The following is an 18,972-nucleotide window of genomic DNA, read 5'->3' as shown; positions in this document are numbered from 1 at the left end:
CAATGTTAGATAGGAGTATTTTTTTAATTAGATTTCACGATGAGTTCACAAGAAGGACACAAAACGTGACTATACTGAAAATACGAATTCACCAGAGAGGGGAAATAAAACATGGGATATTACGACGGACCAAATTTAAATGAAGAGCATAGTGAAACGAGAGAAGTGAGAAAATCAGGTAGTAAAAAAGGCTATTTCTTCACAGGTTTAGTGGGGGCTGTAGTCGGAGCGGTTTCGATTAGTTTTGCAGCACCATATATGCCATGGGCTCAAAATAATGGAGCGCCAGTATCATCACTTAGTTCGGATTCAAAAGTAGAAGGTACTGTAGTTCCTGTTGTAAATAAAGCGAAAAATGAAACTGATTTACCTGGTATGATTGAAGGGGCGAAAGATGTTGTTGTAGGTGTTATTAATATGCAACAAAGTGTTGATCCATTTGCAATGCAACCGACAGGTCAAGAACAACAAGCTGGTTCAGGATCAGGTGTTATTTATAAAAAAGCAGGGAATAAAGCATATATCGTAACAAACAACCACGTAGTAGATGGTGCAAATAAACTTGCTGTAAAACTAAGTGATGGTAAAAAGGTAGATGCAAAGTTAGTAGGGAAAGATCCTTGGTTAGACTTAGCTGTTGTTGAAATTGACGGGGCTAATGTGAATAAAGTTGCAACTTTAGGTGACTCAAGTAAAATCCGCGCGGGTGAAAAAGCAATTGCAATCGGTAACCCACTAGGTTTTGATGGAAGTGTAACGGAAGGTATAATCAGTAGTAAAGAACGTGAAATTCCAGTTGATATTGATGGCGATAAACGACCAGATTGGCAAGCACAAGTTATTCAAACAGATGCAGCGATTAACCCTGGTAACAGTGGTGGTGCATTATTTAACCAAAATGGTGAAATAATTGGGATTAACTCAAGTAAAATTGCACAACAAGAAGTTGAAGGAATTGGATTTGCTATTCCAATTAATATCGCAAAGCCAGTTATTGAATCACTTGAAAAAGACGGAGTAGTGAAACGTCCAGCGCTTGGAGTAGGTGTCGTTTCATTAGAAGATGTGCAAGCTTATGCAGTCAATCAATTGAAAGTACCGAAAGAAGTAACTAATGGTGTTGTATTAGGTAAAATTTACCCAATATCACCGGCTGAAAAAGCTGGTTTAGAGCAATATGATATCGTAGTAGCATTAGATAATCAAAAAGTAGAGAATGCGCTTCAATTCCGTAAATATTTATATGAAAAGAAAAAAGTAGGCGAGAAAGTAGAAGTTACATTCTACCGTAACGGTCAAAAAATGACGAAATCGGCTACTTTAGCAGATAATTCAGCTACAAAGAATCAATAATTGAAATAAAAGAAAGTCTCTTTCATATTGAAAGAGACTTTCTTTATCGGCTATACTAAAGGAATAGGAGGGATTAATTATGACAATTGAAAACCCAACTCGTACGGAAATTGGTGAAGTGTTAAAGAAAAGCAAAACAATTGCGGTTGTTGGATTATCAGATAAGCCAGAACGTACATCGTATATGGTTTCAAAAGCAATGCAAGATGCTGGATACCGCATTATTCCAGTTAATCCAACAGTAGATGAGGTGCTTGGAGAAAAGGCAGTTTCTTCACTAAAGGATATTAAGGAACACGTTGACATAGTAAATGTATTTCGTCGCTCAGAGTTTTTAATGGATGTTGCAAAAGAATTCGTAGAGATTGATGCAGATGTTTTTTGGGCACAATTAGGAGTACAAGATGAGGATACATATAAATTTTTAAAAGAAAAAGACTATACTGTAATAATGGATCGTTGTATTAAAGTAGAACATGCGATGACAAAATAGTATAGATTTAAAGGTAGAAAGATTGATTCAGCCCTCATTATAGATAAGTAGGGCCGATGAACGAGGTGTTCATCATGAGATTTTTTAAAGGCTGTTTTTGGGGGTTGTTATTTGTAATCCCATTTTGGATCTTGATCATTTGGATCATAATAAAGGTTTGGAATGTGTAATCTTGGAATACATATCCATTTCTCGTTGACAAACGATTATTTTTCTGAAATAGTAGCCTAGAGGAATCCTTGTGAGAAAACAAGGATTTTTCTATTGAAAATGGTATATAAAAGAGATAAGATAACTTGCCAAAACTATAGTCGAGGCGTTATTCTATAATAGAAACATATGTTCTGATTTTGGATTAGGAAAGGGGCAAGGAGTTTGGCGAAGCATCAGTTCCAATATAATGAAGATGCGATTCAAGTGTTAGAAGGACTTGAAGCCGTTCGAAAACGCCCGGGTATGTATATCGGGAGCACGGACAGCCGTGGATTGCATCATTTAGTATATGAAATAGTAGATAACTCCGTTGACGAAGCGTTAGCGGGATTTGGCGACGAAATTTCAGTCGTAATACATAAAGATAATAGTATTAGCGTTATAGATAAAGGGCGAGGAATGCCTACGGGAATGCATAAACTTGGGAAACCTACACCTGAAGTTATTTTAACTGTACTTCATGCCGGTGGTAAGTTTGGTCAAGGTGGTTACAAAACGAGTGGTGGTTTGCACGGTGTTGGGGCATCGGTTGTAAATGCCTTATCAGAATGGTTAGTCGTAACGATTAAGCGTGACGGAAATATTTACGAACAACGCTTTGAAAATGGCGGTGTTCCTGTAACGACGCTTGAGAAAATCGGGAAGACGAAAGAGTCTGGTACTACGATGCATTTCAAACCAGATACAACGATTTTCAGCACAACAAATTATAATTATGAAACATTATGTGAGAGATTACGTGAATCTGCATTCTTATTAAAAGGAATGAAAATCTCGATAAAAGATGAGCGAAATGATTTAGAGGATGTATTTCATTATGAAACGGGAATTGAAGCTTTCGTTTCATATTTAAACGAAGAAAAAGATTCCATTCATCCAGTTGTATATTTCACTGGTGAACAAAATGGAATTGAAGCAGAACTAGCATTTCAATTTAACGATGGCTACTCAGAAAACATTTTATCGTTTGTAAATAACGTACGTACAAAAGATGGTGGAACACACGAAGCTGGATTTAAAACAGCGATGACGCGTGTGTTTAACGAGTATGCTCGTAAAGTAGCACTATTAAAAGAAAAAGATAAAAACTTAGAAGGCACAGATATTCGTGAAGGTGTAGCGGCTATCGTTTCGGTACGTGTACCAGAAGAAGTGCTTCAGTTTGAAGGGCAAACGAAAGGAAAACTAGGTACAAGTGAAGCGCGTTCTTCAATTGATGCCATTGTATCTGAGCATTTAGCATACTTTTTAGAAGAAAATCCTGATGTAGCTACACTTCTTGTGAGAAAAGCAATTAAAGCAGCACAAGCCCGTGAAGCAGCCCGTAAAGCAAGAGAAGAAGCGCGTAGTGGTAAGAAAAAGAAAAAATCAGAAGGTACGTTAAGCGGGAAATTAACACCTGCACAATCACGTAACCCGCAAAAAAATGAACTGTACCTAGTAGAGGGTGACTCTGCCGGTGGTTCTGCGAAACAAGGGCGAGACCGACGTTTCCAGGCCGTGTTACCGTTACGTGGTAAAGTAATTAATACAGAAAAAGCAAAGCTTGCTGATATCTTTAAAAATGAAGAGATTAATACAATCATTTATGCGATTGGCGGCGGTGTAGGAAATGAATTTGATGTTGAAGATATTAACTACGATAAAGTTGTAATTATGACCGATGCCGATACGGATGGGGCTCATATTCAAGTATTGTTATTAACGTTCTTCTACAGATATATGAAGCCACTTATCGAAGCTGGTAAAGTGTTTATCGCACTTCCTCCTTTATACAAAGTAAGTAAAGGAAAAGGTAAGAGTGAGATAATTGAATACGCTTGGTCAGATGAGGAATTAGACGGTGTAACGAAAAAAGTTGGAAAAGGCTATATGTTACAACGTTATAAAGGACTTGGTGAAATGAATGCGGATCAATTATGGGAAACAACAATGAATCCTGAAACGCGTACATTAATTCGCGTGAAAATTGATGATGCAGCAAGAGCAGAGCGTCGCGTTACAACATTAATGGGCGATAAAGTAGAACCGCGCCGTAAATGGATTGAACGTAATGTACAGTTTGGTATGCAAGAAGAAGGAAATATTTTAGAAAATGAAATGATTATGGAGACGGAGGTGGAATAACATGCAAGCAGAGAAGTTTCATGACCTCCCGCTTGAAGACGTGTTAGGTGATCGATTTGCACGTTATAGTAAATATATTATTCAAGATCGTGCACTTCCAGATGCACGTGATGGCTTAAAGCCAGTACAAAGACGTATTTTATATTCTATGTATGTAGAAGGTAATGTACATGATAAAGCGTTTCGTAAATCAGCTAAAACAGTAGGTAATGTTATCGGTAATTATCATCCACATGGAGATTCCTCTGTATATGAAGCAATGGTACGCTTAAGCCAAACTTGGAAAGTACGAAATGTTTTAGTTGAAATGCATGGTAATAACGGTAGTGTTGATGGGGACCCAGCGGCAGCGATGCGTTATACGGAAGCTCGTTTATCACCAATCGCATCTGAATTATTACGTGATCTTGATAAAGAAACAGTTGAATTCGTGTCAAACTTTGATGATACGAGTGAAGAACCGGTTGTATTACCAGCAGCGTTCCCGAATTTATTAGTGAACGGATCTACAGGGATTTCCGCTGGTTATGCAACAGAAATTCCTCCGCATCATCTTGGAGAAGTTATTGATGCTACAATGATGCGTATTGATAAGCCAAATAGTACTGTTGATGATTTATTAACAGTTATGAAAGGACCAGATTTCCCAACAGGCGGTATTATTCAGGGGATTGATGGTATTAAAAAGGCGTATGAAACAGGTAAAGGTAAAATTATTATTCGCGGAAAAGCAGAAGTTGAAACAGTGCGCGGTGGGAAACAACAAATTGTAATCACTGAAATTCCTTACGAAGTGAATAAGGCAAATCTTGTAAAGAAAATGGATGAATTACGTCTAGATAAAAAGTTAGATGGTATTGCTGAAGTGCGTGATGAGACAGATCGTACTGGTTTACGAATTGTTGTTGAATTAAAGAAAGAAGCAAACGCTGAAGGTATTTTAAATTATTTATATAAAAATACAGATTTGCAAATTCCATATAACTTTAATATGGTAGCGATCAATAATCGTCGTCCAACACTTATGACATTACCGAAAATTTTAGATGCTTATATTGGACATCAAAAAGAGGTTATTACGAGACGTTCGCAATATGAATTAAGAAAAGCAGAAAATCGTCAACATATTGTAGAAGGCTTAAAGAAAGCATTATCGATTTTAGACCAAGTAATTGAAACAATTAGAGCTTCAAAAGATAAACGTAACGCGAAAGATAATTTAAGTGCAAAATTTGGCTTTACAGAAGCACAGGCAGAAGCAATTGTTTCCTTGCAATTATATCGCTTAACGAATACAGACATTACGGCGTTACAAGAAGAAGCAGATGAGCTTAATAAGAAAATTATTGAGCTACAGGCAATTTTACAAAGTGAAAAAAGATTACTTCAAGTAATTAAAACAGATTTAAAGAGAGTTAAGAAAACATATAGTGATGATCGACGCGCGATTATTGAAGATCAAATCGAGGAAATTAAAATCGATGTAGAAGTGATGATCCCACAAGAAGATGTCATCGTTACTGTAACGAAAGAAGGATATGTGAAACGTACTGGATGGCGCTCACACAATGCCTCAAACGGCAAAGACTTCGGTATGAAAGAGGGTGACATCTTACTTGAACGATTCGATACGAATACGACAGAGACAGTCCTCTTATTTACGAATAAAGGAAACTATATATATCTGCCAGTATACGAAATGCCAGATATTCGTTGGAAAGATTTAGGTCAGCACGTTGCTAATATCGTTTCACTCGACCGGGATGAAACAATCATTTGGGCAACGGTTGTACCGAACTTTGAGGAAGAAAAACGATTTATCGTATTTGTAACAAGAAATGGTATGATAAAGAAAACAGAATTAAATCAATATAAAGTTCAGCGTTATTCAAGGGCATTCGTTGCTGTAAACTTGAAAAAAGATGATGAAGTTGTCGATATATTTGCGACAGATGGAACGAGTGATATCGTTCTTGCTACACACGGTGCATATGCACTTATTTTCCATGAAGATGAAGTAAGTCCAGTCGGTGTAAGAGCTGCTGGCGTGAAAGCAATTAATTTAAAAGAAGATGACTATGTCGCTTCTGGTAAACCGTTAAATGGTGACAAAGATCAACTTATTCTCGTAACACAGCGCGGTGCTGTAAAACGTCTAAAAGCATCAGAAATTGAAAAATCAACGAGGGCGAAACGAGGTCTTGTTATTTTCAAAGAATTAAAACGTAATCCGTACCGCATTGTCGGTATTGAAATTGTTCGGGACGATGAATTAGTTTACATGAAGACAGAGAAAAACATTGTAGAAGAGATTGATCCGAAAGCGTATCGAAATAAAGACCGGTATAGTAATGGTAGCCTAGTGCTAGATGTTAATGATACTGGTGAAGTAGTAGAAACGTGGACGAAGAAAAGACCAGAATAAAGAGGGCATCTTGCTATGAATAATAGCAAGATGCTTTTTTCTAGGCAATTTATTATGTAAATAATAATAATCTTGTTATAATAACCGAATGAAATCGTTCTCATAAAGTGAAACTTTAATCAATGGGGATTTTCTTTATCCACACTGATTATTAGTTGAACCAATCGGGCTTTAACAAGCAGTTGATTTCTCACCTAATTCCTTAGCTTTCGCTGAATTTTGGGTTAGGAATCTTACTGCCCGTTAAAGCGGGACAAATGGAGGGGTAACATGAAAAAAATAGGTGTAGGGATTGTAGGATTTGGTTTTTCTAGTACGACATTTCATATCCCACTATTACAAACGATAGAAGAATATGATATTCGTGCTGTATTATCCTCAAAAGAAGAGGTAGTAAAAGAAACATTACCAAATGCTAATGTTGTTAGTACAATTGATGAATTGGTGAAGCGAGCTGATGTTGACTTAGTTGTTATTACATCACCTAATACAACTCATTTTCCATATGTAAAAGAAGCAATTTTAAACGGTAAGCATGTTGTTGTAGAAAAACCATTTGTTGTCTCAATTGAAGAAGGGGAAAAGCTTATTTCATTAGCAGAGCAGCATAATGTAATGTTAAGCGTATATCACAATCGTCGTTTTGATAATGATTTCTTAACAATTAAGAAATTGTTAGGAGAAAACAGAGTAGGGAATGTATACGCATATGAATCGAATTTTGATCGTTTCCGTCCACATGTACGTGATCGATGGAGAGAAAAAAATCTACCAGGCTCCGGTATATTATACGATTTAGGATCGCATTTAATTGACCAAGCGTTATCAATATTCGGGAAACCAGATGCGATAAGTGCAGATGTAATAAAACAACGACCAGGTGCAGAGGTGGATGATTATTTCCACATAGTACTTCATTACGGAGTTAAACGTGTCATTTTACGTAGTAGCAGTTATGTGAAAAAAGCTGGACCGCATTTTATAGTGCATGGAGAGAAAGGTTCTATCGTGAAGTACGGTATGGATTCGCAGGAAGAGCAATTAAAAAATGGAATGAAGCCAGGTGATAACGGTTATGGAGTAGACGATGAAGAGAATTTTGCTACTTTAGAAACAGAAGAAAACTTAGATCGTATTCCAACAGAAGTCGGTTGTTATGACAATTATTATAAAGGTGTGCGAGATAGTATATTAAATGGTGAGAAACTACCTGTAACAGCAAAAGAAGGTTTAGATGTTATTAAACTGATTCAATTAGCGATTGAAAGCAGTGAAAAAGGTAGAGTCATTTCTATAAAATAAAAAGACACGAAATTCGTGTCTTTTTTATTTTTGTGGAACAGAAAGACCATAGAAGAACATAGTGACTATATCTTGTATATGTTTTTCGCGATTTCCTTCAAGAAGTTGTGCCCCAAAATCATCACCTAATTTAGTAAACATTTGAATGTAAAGTAACATCATTTCTTTAGTAAGGTGTGGATTAATTTCGTTTTTGCGCTGAGCTCGTTCTAATATTTCTAAATACCAGGGCAAGATTTTTTCATTTTGATAACTATAAATAAACTTTCGGAGTTCTTCGTCCCTTTGCATCATTTGCAGTAACATATCAGGTTGAAATAACCCGCCAGTATTCATTTTTCTTACAATCATTTTTTGCATCATATCATGAAAAGGTAATTTTTCTTCTGCAAGATCTTTATAATATTGAAATTCAGATATGATAAATTCTTGTATAAGCTCCCTAAATAACGCATCTTTACTTCCGAAATGATTATAAATTGTAACTTGAGAAACGTTGGCTTCTTTTGCGATATGTTCTATTTTCACTTCATTAAATCCACGTTCTGAAAATAATACGAATGCTGCTTCTTTAATGGCACGTTTTTTCTTTTCTTTTACTCTTTCAAAGCCGTTCAATGCAATCACCTCACTTAAAATATACAAGAAAAAATAATGGAAAACAATAATTTTGAAATATGAACTAATAAATATTTCAAAAAGTTGTTGCGAATATGGAAGATGAGGAGTACAATAATTTTGAAATATCACATATTAAATATTTCAAAAAATGAGGTGGAATTATGATTTCAGTTCAAGATGTCACAAAACAGTTTTCGAATGGAAAAGGTTTGTTTCATATTACATTTGATGTAAAAAAGGGAGAAGTATTTGGTTATTTAGGCCCAAATGGTGCTGGAAAATCAACGACGATTCGTAATTTAATGGGATTTATAAAACCGACAGCTGGTAAAGCGACAATTTTTGGATTAGATTGTTGGAATGAAGCAGCGAAAATTCAAAGGGAAGTTGGTTATCTACCGGGTGAAATTTCTTTTATTGAAGGAATGAACGGATTAGAGTTTTTAAAATTAATGCAAGGAATGCGTGGATTAAAGGATACAAAAAGACGAGATGAACTAATAGAGCGTCTGCAATTTGATGTGAAAACACAGATTCGCAAAATGTCTAAAGGAATGAAGCAAAAAGTAGGGATAGTCGCTGCATTTATGCACGATCCAGAGGTGTTAATTTTAGATGAGCCAACATCTGGACTTGATCCACTTATGCAGCAAGTGTTTATAGATTTAATATTAGAGGAAAAGCAAAGAGGAAAAACAATTCTTATGTCTTCGCATATTTTCACTGAAATTGAGAGAACTTGTGACAGAGTAGCTATTATTAAAGATGGTCGACTCGTAACGGTTGAAAATATTCACGATTTACAAAGTATGAGAAGACAGGTGATAGATGTAACAGTATCATCACAAGAAGAGATTGAGTCTCTTACAAAGTGTAATTTGCAATTTGAAGCGGTAAAAGGCAGAGAGGCATCTATCATTGTACAAGGAAACTATCAAACTGTTTTACAAACACTTTCAAACTACAATGTAACGGCACTTCAAACGAGAGCGATGGATTTAGAACATTTATTTATGCATTATTACGATAAGAAAGAAGGAATAACGCATGAATAAGCAATTATTTTTAGCTAGTTTGAAAGAAACACAAAAAAGTATTTTGAGTTATGCGTCTGGTGCAGCTTTATATCTGTGGTTATTAATTTGGATATTCCCGTCAATGGTATCAGCAAAAGGGCTAAATGAATTAATAGGTGCCATGCCTGATAGTGTGAAAAAAATCGTTGGTATGGAAAGTCCGATTCAAAACGTAATGGATTTTCTAGCGGGCGAATACTATAGTCTATTGTTTATTATCATTTTAACAATTTTTTGCGTAACAGTTGCGACACATTTAATTGCTCGTCATGTAGATAAAGGAGCAATGGCATACTTGCTAGCAACGCCTGTATCTAGAGTACGAATCGCAATTACGCAAGCGGCTATTCTTATATTAGGACTACTGATTATTGTAGCGGTTACGTATGTAGCGGGTATAGTAGGTGCTGAATGGTTTTTAGAGGATAATAACTTAAATAAAGAATTATTTTTGAAGATAAATGTAGTCGGAGGACTCATATTTTTAGTCGTTAGTGCCTATTCATTTTTCTTTTCTTGTATATGTAATGACGAAAGAAAAGCACTAAGTTATTCAGCGAGTTTAACTATCTTATTTTTCGTATTGGATATGGTAGGGAAGTTAAGTGATAAGTTAGTATGGATGAAAAACCTATCATTATTCACGCTGTTTCGTCCGAAAGAAATTGCTGAAGGATCATATAATATATGGCCGGTAAGTATAAGTTTAACTGCTGTAGCGCTTTGTATTTTTATCGTAGCGATTGTAGTATTTAGGAAGAGGGATTTACCGTTATAGAGTAGAAAGTCCACTGAGAAAGTGGGCTTTTTTTATTTGTAAATTTAAACTAGTATGTTTATTGCATCCTTATAAAGGATATTTATCTTTTTAATTAAAAAAATATTCAAAAAAGTGAACCTTTTTCTAGGTTCATACGTCTAATATATGTAAAGTTAAATTGGAAGTGATGAAGTGAGGATGAAACAGGAGGAGCGATTGTGAAAGTAATCCCTTTATATAAAATGATTATAAAAGAAGAAACGGATGTTTCTTTAGCGAAAAAAGGTGATCATGAAGCCTTTATAGCGCTTATACATACAGAAAAAGTGAAGATGTATCGAATAGCAAAGGCGATGTTACGTGATGAGACAAATATAGAGGATGCGATACAGACAACAATTTTAAAAGCCTATGAAAATATAAAAAAATTAAAAAAAGAAGAATTTTTTCAAACTTGGTTAATTCGAATACTAATAAATGAGTGTAACAATATTATTAGAGCGTATAAAAATGTAATTGTGACAGAAGAGAATGATTACAATATGAGTGCGTGTGATCAGTATGAAGATATAGATTTGTGTAATGCGATTCAATCGTTACATGAAGAATTAAGAGCTGTTACGGTGCTTTATTACTATGAAGACATGAATCAAGAGAGTATAGCAAAGCTGTTAGAAATACCGAAAGGAACAGTGAAATCAAGATTGTCACGCGCGAGGGAACAACTACAAAAACGATTAAAGATGGAATAGGGGGTGTAAAGGATGGATAATGAAAAATTATTTGATGAGAAATTAAAAAAGAGAATAAAAGATGAAAATGTTATAGTACCTCCAGAGTTAAATGAAAAGATTAATGGTACGCTACATAATCTTAAGGTAAAAAAGAAGAGTTACAAAATTCATATGATGATAATTAGTGCAGCGGTTTGTATACTTTCAGTGGTATCTATGTCTGAGTTTTCTATACAAAGTTTTGCGCAAAATGGTGGAGTATTTGAATATGTAAAGAAAAAAGCGTTTTCTGATTATGAAAATGAAGAAGAAATAAAATCGAATGTACATTATCCAGATAAAGAAAAGATTCATCAAAAAATGCTAGATTCTATTGATTATTTTAAAAATATTTCAGGACAATTTGAGGAATATTCTAGCTCATCAAGAATTGCTACAACATATAAGTATGCGATTGATACGGAGAAACAAAGAGGTATCTCTTCGAAAGAAGATAAACTAGCGAAAAAACGAACAATTATATATAACGAGGGCAAGAAAAAAGAGTTTGATGATGAGAAGTATACCTATAAAGAGACAAAATGGAACCCAAAAGAAAGAAACAATGAACTATTAAAATTAAATCCTACGGAAAGGTTAGTGAGAAAATCAGATGAGAAAAAGAGATATGATGATGAATATGTAGGGCTAGCTAAATATAGTATTCAATCAGAATTCGCAGATTTGTTAATTCGATATAAAGATTGGAATTATAAAGAAACGAAATATCTTGGATTAGATTGTTACAAAATTGAAGGAGTTATCAACATAGAGATGCCTGTTAGCACCTCTGAAGATTTAAGAGGGAAATTCGAAATGGTTGTGGAGAAAAATACAGGGATTATGTTGAAATTTCTTAGTTTTCAAGAAGGCTTGATTCAATATTCAGTTACGACTGAATGGATACAAATAGATAAGGGATTGAAAGAAAGTATGTTTCAAAAGGATAGCGCTAAATATGAAAAAATGAAAAACATATTGGGTGAATAGAAACAGGAGGAGAGTAAATGGGGAATCATTCATCTTTAAGAGAAGAGAAAAATAAGCAAAAATATAAAAAGAAAAAGATAATAAGTTTACTACTGGCGGTATTACTATTTGGTGGAATTGGCTATGGAGCCTATGTATATATGAAAACTTCTAGTCTCGTACAAAAATCTAATTTGAATTTAGCACGAGGCGAAAAATCCAATTTACGTGAGAAATCTGTAAAGCCAATTGCAAATCATGTTTCACTTTTAATTATGGGAATTGATGAAAATCAAGAACGACAAAAGGAATATAATGGTGCATTTCATACAGACGCATTATTGTTAGCGACTTTTAATAAAGATGATAAAACAGTGAAATTAACGAGTATACCGCGTGATACATATACATATGTTCCAGTTGAAAAGAAAAAAGATAAAATAACCCATGCATATGGAAGTGGTTTCGTTAAAAATGGTAAAGATGGAGGACCGCAAGCTTCTGTGGAAGCGGTAGAAAAATTGTTACAGGTGCCTGTTGATTATTTTGTGAAATTTAATTTTGGTTCCTTTACTAAAATTGTTGATGGGTTAGATGGTATTGAAGTGGATGTCCCAGTTGAATTTACGGAGCAAAATAGTAAAGATGAACCTGAAGCGATTCATTTGAAAAAAGGATTACAAAAATTAAATGGGGAAGAAGCACTTGCACTAGCAAGAACGCGCCATATTGATAGTGATGCAATGAGAGGACAACGCCAACAACTTGTTATTGAAGCGATTTTAAGTAAATTAAAAAGTGTAGGATCGATTACGAAGTTAGAAAAAATAGTTGAGGCGGTTGATGGTGATTTTAAAACAAATTTAGTAATGGATGATATTTTATCTTTTTATAAATACGGTTTAAACGGTTCAGTTGAAAAAATACAATTAGCTGGTGATGATTTATACTTACCTAATGGCCCAAACGGGCAACGTGTATATTATTATAATCCTAATAAAAAAGATCTACAGAGTTTGAGTAATACTCTTAGAACACATCTAGGATTAAGTGAAAAGCAAATTGAGGAGAATTAAAGCAGACGAAATGTCTGCTTTTTTATTTTTGTCTAATGGTATGACATTTAGTTTTTAATGTTATATACTATTTTAAAATTTCAGTTAATAGTGTAACATAATAGTAGGGTTCAAGTTAAGTAGCAAGGGGGCTACCATATAGAATAAATGTTATTGCTTAAAATAGTTTGGGAGAAATGAAAATACAGGGGAGTAGCAAAAATGAGAATTGCAAAGAATTTAACATTCCAAGTTATTGTGGCCATTATTTGTGGTATTGCAGTAGGGGCAATTTGGCCGAGTGTTGGACAACAAATGAAGCCAATTGGTGAAACATTCATCAATATGATTAAAATGGTTATTGCACCGATTATCTTTTTAACAATTGTACTCGGTATTGCAAGTATGGGAAGTATGAAAAAGGTAGGCCGTGTTGGTGGGAAGGCACTACTATATTTTGAAATTGTTACAACAGCTGCTTTAATTATTGGTATCATCGTAGCAAATGTTGTGCGTCCCGGAGATGGATTAGATCCCTCAAAACTAAAAGGCGGAGATGTTTCACAATATGTACAAAGCGGGCAAGAAATGAAATGGATGGATTTCTTTTTACATATTGTGCCGTCTAACATGTTTGAAGCATTTGCAAAAGGTGATATTTTACAAGTGTTATTCTTCTCCATTTTATTCGGCGCAGGATTAACGATGTTAGGGAAAAATGGACAACCGGTTATTGATTTTTTTGAAAGATTATCGAAAGTATTTTTTAACATTTTATCAATTGTAATGAAATTAGCACCGGTTGGAGCATTCGGTGGGATGGCATTTACAATTGGGAAGTATGGTTTAAGCACGCTCATACCACTTGGCAAATTAATGATTTGTGTATATGCGACAATGGCATTATTTGTTTTTATTGTTTTAAATTTTATTTGTAAACTGTATAAATTTAGTTTGTGGAAATATTTAGCGCATATTAAAGAAGAATTACTTATTGTTCTCGGGACATCATCGTCAGAATCAGTACTGCCGCGAATGATGACAAAGATGGAAGACTTCGGGTGTTCGAAACCGGTAGTAGGTTTAGTCATTCCAACAGGCTATTCTTTTAACTTAGATGGAACAACAATTTATTTATCGATGGCTACTATATTTTTAGCACAAGTTTTCCACGTCGACCTTTCACTAGGTCAACAATTAACAATAATAGCTATTTTATTAGTTACATCTAAAGGAGCAGCAGCAGTAACCGGCGGGGGATTCATTGTACTAGCATCTACTCTATCTGCAATGAATGTTATCCCATTAGAAGGTTTAGCGTTATTACTTGGTGTAGATCGTTTCATGTCAGAAGCACGTGCTATCGTTAATTTAATTGGTAACGGTATTGCAACTGTAGTTGTTGCAAAAAGTGAAAATGAATTTGATGATGAGAAGTATACGAGAGTAGTAGAGGAAATGAAACGAAAAAAAATGGCCGGGTAAAAAGTCAGCTTTGCTGACTTTTTTATTTTTGTAGAAAAGATGTTTTTAGATATATGCATTATTTATTAGAAATAATTAACAAGTATTCAAGCGGTAAATGAGATCGAAGTGATTAAAACAACGAATGTGTATGAATGCAAAATAAGGTTTGAACAACATATGGAATTTTTATAAATATTACTGTAAAAAAATAATTTTTTAAAAATTTTCAATAATAATACTTTACAAAAATTAAAAAATTAGTAGAATAAGAATTAGTAAGAATCGTCTGATAAATATATAGAGAAAAACAGAATTATCAGAAAATTCTTTAATAGCTATCGTTAAGAATTAGGGAGGGTACAAAATGAAAAAGAAACAAATGAAAAAACTAACAGCAGTTGTAGCACCGGTTTTAGCAATGAGCATGGCGTTAACAGCATGTTCTACATCAGGCGGAGATAAAAAGACAAGCACAAACTCAAGTGGAGATAGCAAGTCAGAGGAAAAATTAGCGGCAAAACAAGTGTTGAATCGAACAGTAAACCAAGAGATTCCAACGATGGATTCTTCTAAATCAACAGATACAGTATCTTCACAAATGCTAGGGAATACGATGGAAGGATTATATCGTCTTGATAAAGATAATAAGCCTATTCCAGCTGCAGCAGAATCTAGCACGAAAAGTGAAGATGGTAAAAAATATACATTTAAACTACGTAAAGATGCAAAATGGTCAAATGGAGATCCAGTAACGGCGAAAGATTTCGTATACGCTTGGCAACGTCTATTAGATCCAAAAACAGCTGCTGAGTATGCATTTATCGCATTCCCGATTAAAAATGCAGAAGTAGTAAATAAAGGAGAAAAACCTGTAACTGAATTAGGAGTAAAAGCAGTAGATGATCTTACGCTTGAAGTTGAATTAGAGCAAGCGGTACCGTACTTCTTAAACTTAGTAGCATTCCCATCGTACTACCCATTAAATGAAAAATTCGTAAAAGAAAAAGGGGAGAAGTTCGGTATAGAGTCTGATACAACAGTTTATAATGGACCGTTCGTTCTTAAAGATTGGAAGCATGAACAAGGATGGCAATTAAAGAAAAATGATCAATATTGGGATAAAAAGACTGTAAAACTTGAAGAAGTTAACTTCAGTGTTGTTAAAGAACCAGCAACTCTTATCAATTTATATGATAGCGGTCAAGTTGACTTTGCTTTATTAACTGGAGAGTTCGTAGATAAATACAGAAATAAGAAAGATGAATTCGGAACATATTCACAAGTGAGTACGTATTTCATTCGTATGAACCAAAAACGTGATGGACAAGATACACCATTAAAGAGTAAAAAGTTACGTGAAGCAATTGCACTATCAGTTGATAAAAAGAATTTAGCAAACGTAATTTTAAATGATGGATCAAAAGAAGCTGACTTCTTAGTACCAAAAGGTTTAGCAACTGGACCAGACGGTAAAGACTTCCAAGAAACGTTTAAAAATGGTTTAAAACCAAATGCTAAAAAAGCTGCTGCAGCTTGGGAAGAAGCGAAAAAAGAGCTAGGTAAAGACCAAGTTACAATTGAATTCTTAAACTATGATACTGGTAATGCGAAAAAAGTTGGAGAATATATTAAGGACCAAATTGAGAAGAACTTAAAAGGTGTAACAGTTAATATTAAACTTCAGCCATTTAAGCAAAAACTAAAATTAGAAACTGAACAACAATATGATATTTCGTATGGCGGATGGAATCCGGATTATGCAGATCCAATGACGTTCTTAGATATGTTTGAGACTGGACATTCTCATAACCAAATGAGCTTCTCTGATCCTAAATATGACGGCATGGTGAAAAAAGCTGGAACGGAATTAATGAGCGATGCGAAAAAACGTTGGGAAGAGTTAGGAAAAGCTGAAAAAACATTACTTGAAGAAGATGTAGCGATTGTACCTTTATATCAACGAGGAGATTCTTATGTTTTACAACCAAATGTAAAGGGAGTAGTAAAACATAATATCAGTCCAGAATTTAGCTTTAAGTGGGCATATGTGACTGAAAAATAATAGAGTTGAAAAAGCATTTAAAAGTGGCTTAGCTACTTTTAAATGCTTTTTTTGTGAGCTTAAAATACTAATTTTTAGTGTGGTTAAATAGAGGCGAATAAGGTGTATAGTATGTACATATAGTAGATGGGGGATAAATCCTACTAAAATAAAAAAACAGAATATTTAAAATAAAACTATTTACAAATGCGAAAAAAAGAGTAGAATAACATTAGTTGTAATTTTCTGAAAAATAAATCTTTAGTAAGGGGTCTCTCAAGGATTGGTAATGTACATATAATTAGGGAGGGTACAAAAATGAAGAGAAAAAAGATGAAAAAGTTAACGGCAGTTGTAGTACCAGTTTTAGCGATGAGTGTTGCATTGACAGCATGTTCTGGGTCAGGTGGGGAAAAGAAAACGACTACTACATCAAATAGTGGGGAAGAAAAAAAATCTGATATTAAATATGCAGCGAAACAAGTATTAAATCGTACGGAAAACCAAGAAATTCCGACGATGGATACTTCTAAATCTACTGATACATTAGGTTCGCAAATTTTAGGGAACACGATGGAAGGCCTATATCGCCTTGATAAAGATAATAAGCCAATTCCTGCTGCGGCAGAGTCTAGTACGAAAAGTGAAGATGGTAAAAAGTATACGTTTAAACTGCGAAAAGATGCAAAATGGTCAAATGGTGATCCTGTAACAGCGAAAGATTTCGTTTTTGCATGGAAGCGCTTACTTGATAAGAATACTGCGGCAGAATATGCATTTATTGCTTACTATATTAAAAATGCAGAAGCGATTAATAAAGGAGAAAAACCTGTAACTGAATTAGGAGCGAAGGCGGTAGATGATTACACGCTAGAAGTAGAATTAGAAAAACCGGTACCGTATTTCTTAAATTTATTAGCATTCCCATCATACTATCCATTAAATGAAAAATTCGTAAAAGAAAAAGGTGATAAGTACGGTTTAGAAGCAGATACAACTGTGTATAACGGTCCATTCGTTATGTCTTCATGGAAACATGAACAAGGTTGGCAGCTGAAGAAAAATGATAAGTACTGGGATAAAAAGACTGTGAAATTAGAAGAAATTAACTATAGTGTAGTAAAAGAGGTTGCAACGAAAGTAAACTTATATGATACAGGATCAATTGATTTTACATTACTATCAGGAGAGTTTGTAGATAAATATAAATCGAACAAAGAAGAATATGGTGAGTATGCGGAATCAAGTACATTCTTCTTACGTTTAAATCAAAAACGTAACGGACAAGATACGCCTTTAAAGAGCAAAAAACTTCGTGAAGCAATTGCATTATCAGTTGATAAAAAAGGATTGGCGAATGTAATTTTAAATAATGGATCAAAAGCAACAGATCAATTGGTTCCAAAAGGACTTGCGACAGGGCCAGATGGTAAAGATTATCAAGATACATTTAAAAATGGTCTGAAATATAATCCGAAAAAAGGAGCAGCAGCGTGGGAAGAAGCGAAAAAAGAACTTGGAAAAGATCAAGTTACAATTGAATTGCTAAGCTATGATGATGGAACTGCGAAAAAGATTGCTGACTATGTAAAAGATCAAATTGAGAAAAATTTAAAAGGTGTAACGATTAATACGAAAATTCAGCCGTTCAAACAAAAATTAAAATTAGAAACTGCGCAAGATTATGAAATTTCTTATGCAGGTTGGAGTCCAGACTATGCGGATCCAATGACATTTATTGATATGTTTGAATCGAAGAGCCCGTACAACCAAATGAGTTATTCAAATCCAAAATACGATGAAATGGTAGGAAAAGCAGGTAATGAATTAATGAGTGATGCGAAAAAACGCTGGGAAACGTTAGGGAAAGCTGAAAAATTATTCCTTGAAGAAGATGCAGGGTTAGTTCCTTTATATCAAACAGGAAGATCGTATGTAATGAAACCGAATGTAAAAGGAATTGTGAAACATAACATCAGTCCAGAATATAGCTTTAAGTGGGCGTATGTAACTGAGGATGGCGGAAAAAAATAAAGTGAAAGCATTTCAAAAGTGGCTGAGCTGCTTTTGAAATGCTTTTTAGTATGTATAAGGGAATAAATCTCGTTAGCCTATTGAGAATCGGGTAGGTAATTAGGAAGGTTCTATCGGAGGGATTTAGAGAGGTCAGTAAGTAGTAAGACAGATGATAGTAAGAGACCTCATGCTAATAAGAAAAATATAGAACGTAGTAATAGAGTGGAATAAGGGGAGGGATGTTTACATATAGTAGACGGGGATAATTCATATAGTAGTTA

General features: G+C 34.5%; 14 protein-coding genes. 13 read left to right on the top strand and 1 reads right to left on the bottom strand.

What is annotated here, in order from left to right; translation table 11 throughout:
* Positions 1-111: 111 nt before the first annotated feature.
* The 5 genes from GBN78_RS16570 to GBN78_RS16550 all read left to right on the top strand — a co-directional run bounded on the left by GBN78_RS16570 (position 112) and on the right by GBN78_RS16550 (position 7,913).
* On the top strand, positions 112-1,353 hold the full coding sequence (locus GBN78_RS16570) for a S1C family serine protease (RefSeq protein ID WP_152127534.1): 1,242 nt from the start codon (positions 112-114) through the stop codon (positions 1,351-1,353).
* A gap of 79 nt (positions 1,354-1,432) precedes the next feature.
* Entirely contained in the window at positions 1,433-1,846 is a 414-nt protein-coding gene (locus tag GBN78_RS16565) for a CoA-binding protein (protein ID WP_000151387.1), read from the top strand.
* A gap of 375 nt (positions 1,847-2,221) precedes the next feature.
* A complete protein-coding gene (parE, locus tag GBN78_RS16560; protein ID WP_001062201.1) occupies positions 2,222-4,186 on the top strand; it encodes a DNA topoisomerase IV subunit B in 1,965 nt (654 codons plus the stop codon).
* A gap of 1 nt (position 4,187) precedes the next feature.
* Positions 4,188-6,611: a DNA topoisomerase IV subunit A gene (parC, locus tag GBN78_RS16555; protein WP_001147463.1), complete on the top strand. Its 2,424-nt coding sequence runs from the start codon at positions 4,188-4,190 to the stop codon at positions 6,609-6,611.
* A 270-nt stretch (positions 6,612-6,881) separates the two neighbouring features.
* Entirely contained in the window at positions 6,882-7,913 is a 1,032-nt protein-coding gene (locus GBN78_RS16550; protein ID WP_152127533.1) for an oxidoreductase, read from the top strand.
* Between the two features lie 24 nt (positions 7,914-7,937).
* On the opposite strand, the gene GBN78_RS16545 is transcribed toward GBN78_RS16550, so the two are convergent.
* Positions 7,938-8,540, bottom strand: coding sequence for a TetR/AcrR family transcriptional regulator (locus GBN78_RS16545; RefSeq protein ID WP_118043338.1), 603 nt, complete (start codon positions 8,538-8,540; stop codon positions 7,938-7,940).
* Between the two features lie 155 nt (positions 8,541-8,695).
* On the opposite strand from GBN78_RS16545, the gene GBN78_RS16540 reads away from it, so the two are divergent.
* From GBN78_RS16540 to GBN78_RS16505, 8 genes are all read left to right on the top strand, one after another.
* Positions 8,696-9,589 carry an ABC transporter ATP-binding protein gene (locus GBN78_RS16540; protein WP_000626582.1) on the top strand — a complete coding sequence of 298 codons (894 nt, stop codon included), beginning with the start codon at positions 8,696-8,698 and terminating at the stop codon, positions 9,587-9,589.
* A complete protein-coding gene (locus GBN78_RS16535; RefSeq protein WP_152127532.1) occupies positions 9,582-10,388 on the top strand; it encodes an ABC transporter permease subunit in 807 nt (268 codons plus the stop codon). Before GBN78_RS16540 ends, GBN78_RS16535 begins: the two co-directional genes overlap by 8 nt.
* Positions 10,389-10,588: 200 nt before the next feature.
* A complete protein-coding gene (locus GBN78_RS16530) occupies positions 10,589-11,122 on the top strand; it encodes an RNA polymerase sigma factor (protein ID WP_000864723.1) in 534 nt (177 codons plus the stop codon).
* 12 nt (positions 11,123-11,134) lie between these two features.
* Positions 11,135-12,133, top strand: a complete 999-nt coding sequence (locus GBN78_RS16525; RefSeq protein ID WP_098617163.1) for an anti-sigma factor — start codon at positions 11,135-11,137, stop codon at positions 12,131-12,133.
* A gap of 17 nt (positions 12,134-12,150) precedes the next feature.
* Positions 12,151-13,188 carry an LCP family protein gene (locus GBN78_RS16520; RefSeq protein ID WP_152127531.1) on the top strand — a complete coding sequence of 346 codons (1,038 nt, stop codon included), beginning with the start codon at positions 12,151-12,153 and terminating at the stop codon, positions 13,186-13,188.
* A 201-nt stretch (positions 13,189-13,389) separates the two neighbouring features.
* Complete coding sequence (locus tag GBN78_RS16515; RefSeq protein ID WP_001216973.1) at positions 13,390-14,652, top strand: dicarboxylate/amino acid:cation symporter; 1,263 nt, start codon at positions 13,390-13,392, stop codon at positions 14,650-14,652.
* Positions 14,653-14,998: 346 nt separating this feature from the next.
* On the top strand, positions 14,999-16,696 hold the full coding sequence (locus GBN78_RS16510) for a peptide ABC transporter substrate-binding protein (protein WP_044584750.1): 1,698 nt from the start codon (positions 14,999-15,001) through the stop codon (positions 16,694-16,696).
* A gap of 297 nt (positions 16,697-16,993) precedes the next feature.
* A complete protein-coding gene (locus GBN78_RS16505; protein WP_000823472.1) occupies positions 16,994-18,709 on the top strand; it encodes a peptide ABC transporter substrate-binding protein in 1,716 nt (571 codons plus the stop codon).
* Positions 18,710-18,972 lie beyond the last annotated feature (263 nt).

The sequence above is a fragment of the Bacillus sp. B2-WWTP-C-10-Post-4 genome, assembly GCF_009183805.1.
GTDB classification, from domain to species: Bacteria; Bacillota; Bacilli; order Bacillales; family Bacillaceae_G; genus Bacillus_A; species Bacillus_A cereus.
Note: the sequence above shows the minus strand (reverse complement) of the source record. Positions and strands in the feature narration are given on the sequence as shown.

What these genes read in the sequence shown, in the direction of transcription:
- GBN78_RS16565 (WP_000151387.1), top strand. Translation starts at nt 1,433, where the DNA reads ATGACAATTGAAAACCCAACTCGTACGGAAATTGGTGAAGTGTTAAAG.
- GBN78_RS16510 (WP_044584750.1), top strand. Translation starts at nt 14,999, where the DNA reads ATGAAAAAGAAACAAATGAAAAAACTAACAGCAGTTGTAGCACCGGTT.
- GBN78_RS16505 (WP_000823472.1), top strand. Translation starts at nt 16,994, where the DNA reads ATGAAGAGAAAAAAGATGAAAAAGTTAACGGCAGTTGTAGTACCAGTT.
- parC (WP_001147463.1), top strand. Translation starts at nt 4,188, where the DNA reads ATGCAAGCAGAGAAGTTTCATGACCTCCCGCTTGAAGACGTGTTAGGT.
- GBN78_RS16520 (WP_152127531.1), top strand. Translation starts at nt 12,151, where the DNA reads ATGGGGAATCATTCATCTTTAAGAGAAGAGAAAAATAAGCAAAAATAT.
- GBN78_RS16525 (WP_098617163.1), top strand. Translation starts at nt 11,135, where the DNA reads ATGGATAATGAAAAATTATTTGATGAGAAATTAAAAAAGAGAATAAAA.
- GBN78_RS16535 (WP_152127532.1), top strand. Translation starts at nt 9,582, where the DNA reads ATGAATAAGCAATTATTTTTAGCTAGTTTGAAAGAAACACAAAAAAGT.
- GBN78_RS16540 (WP_000626582.1), top strand. Translation starts at nt 8,696, where the DNA reads ATGATTTCAGTTCAAGATGTCACAAAACAGTTTTCGAATGGAAAAGGT.
- GBN78_RS16570 (WP_152127534.1), top strand. Translation starts at nt 112, where the DNA reads ATGGGATATTACGACGGACCAAATTTAAATGAAGAGCATAGTGAAACG.
- GBN78_RS16515 (WP_001216973.1), top strand. Translation starts at nt 13,390, where the DNA reads ATGAGAATTGCAAAGAATTTAACATTCCAAGTTATTGTGGCCATTATT.
- GBN78_RS16550 (WP_152127533.1), top strand. Translation starts at nt 6,882, where the DNA reads ATGAAAAAAATAGGTGTAGGGATTGTAGGATTTGGTTTTTCTAGTACG.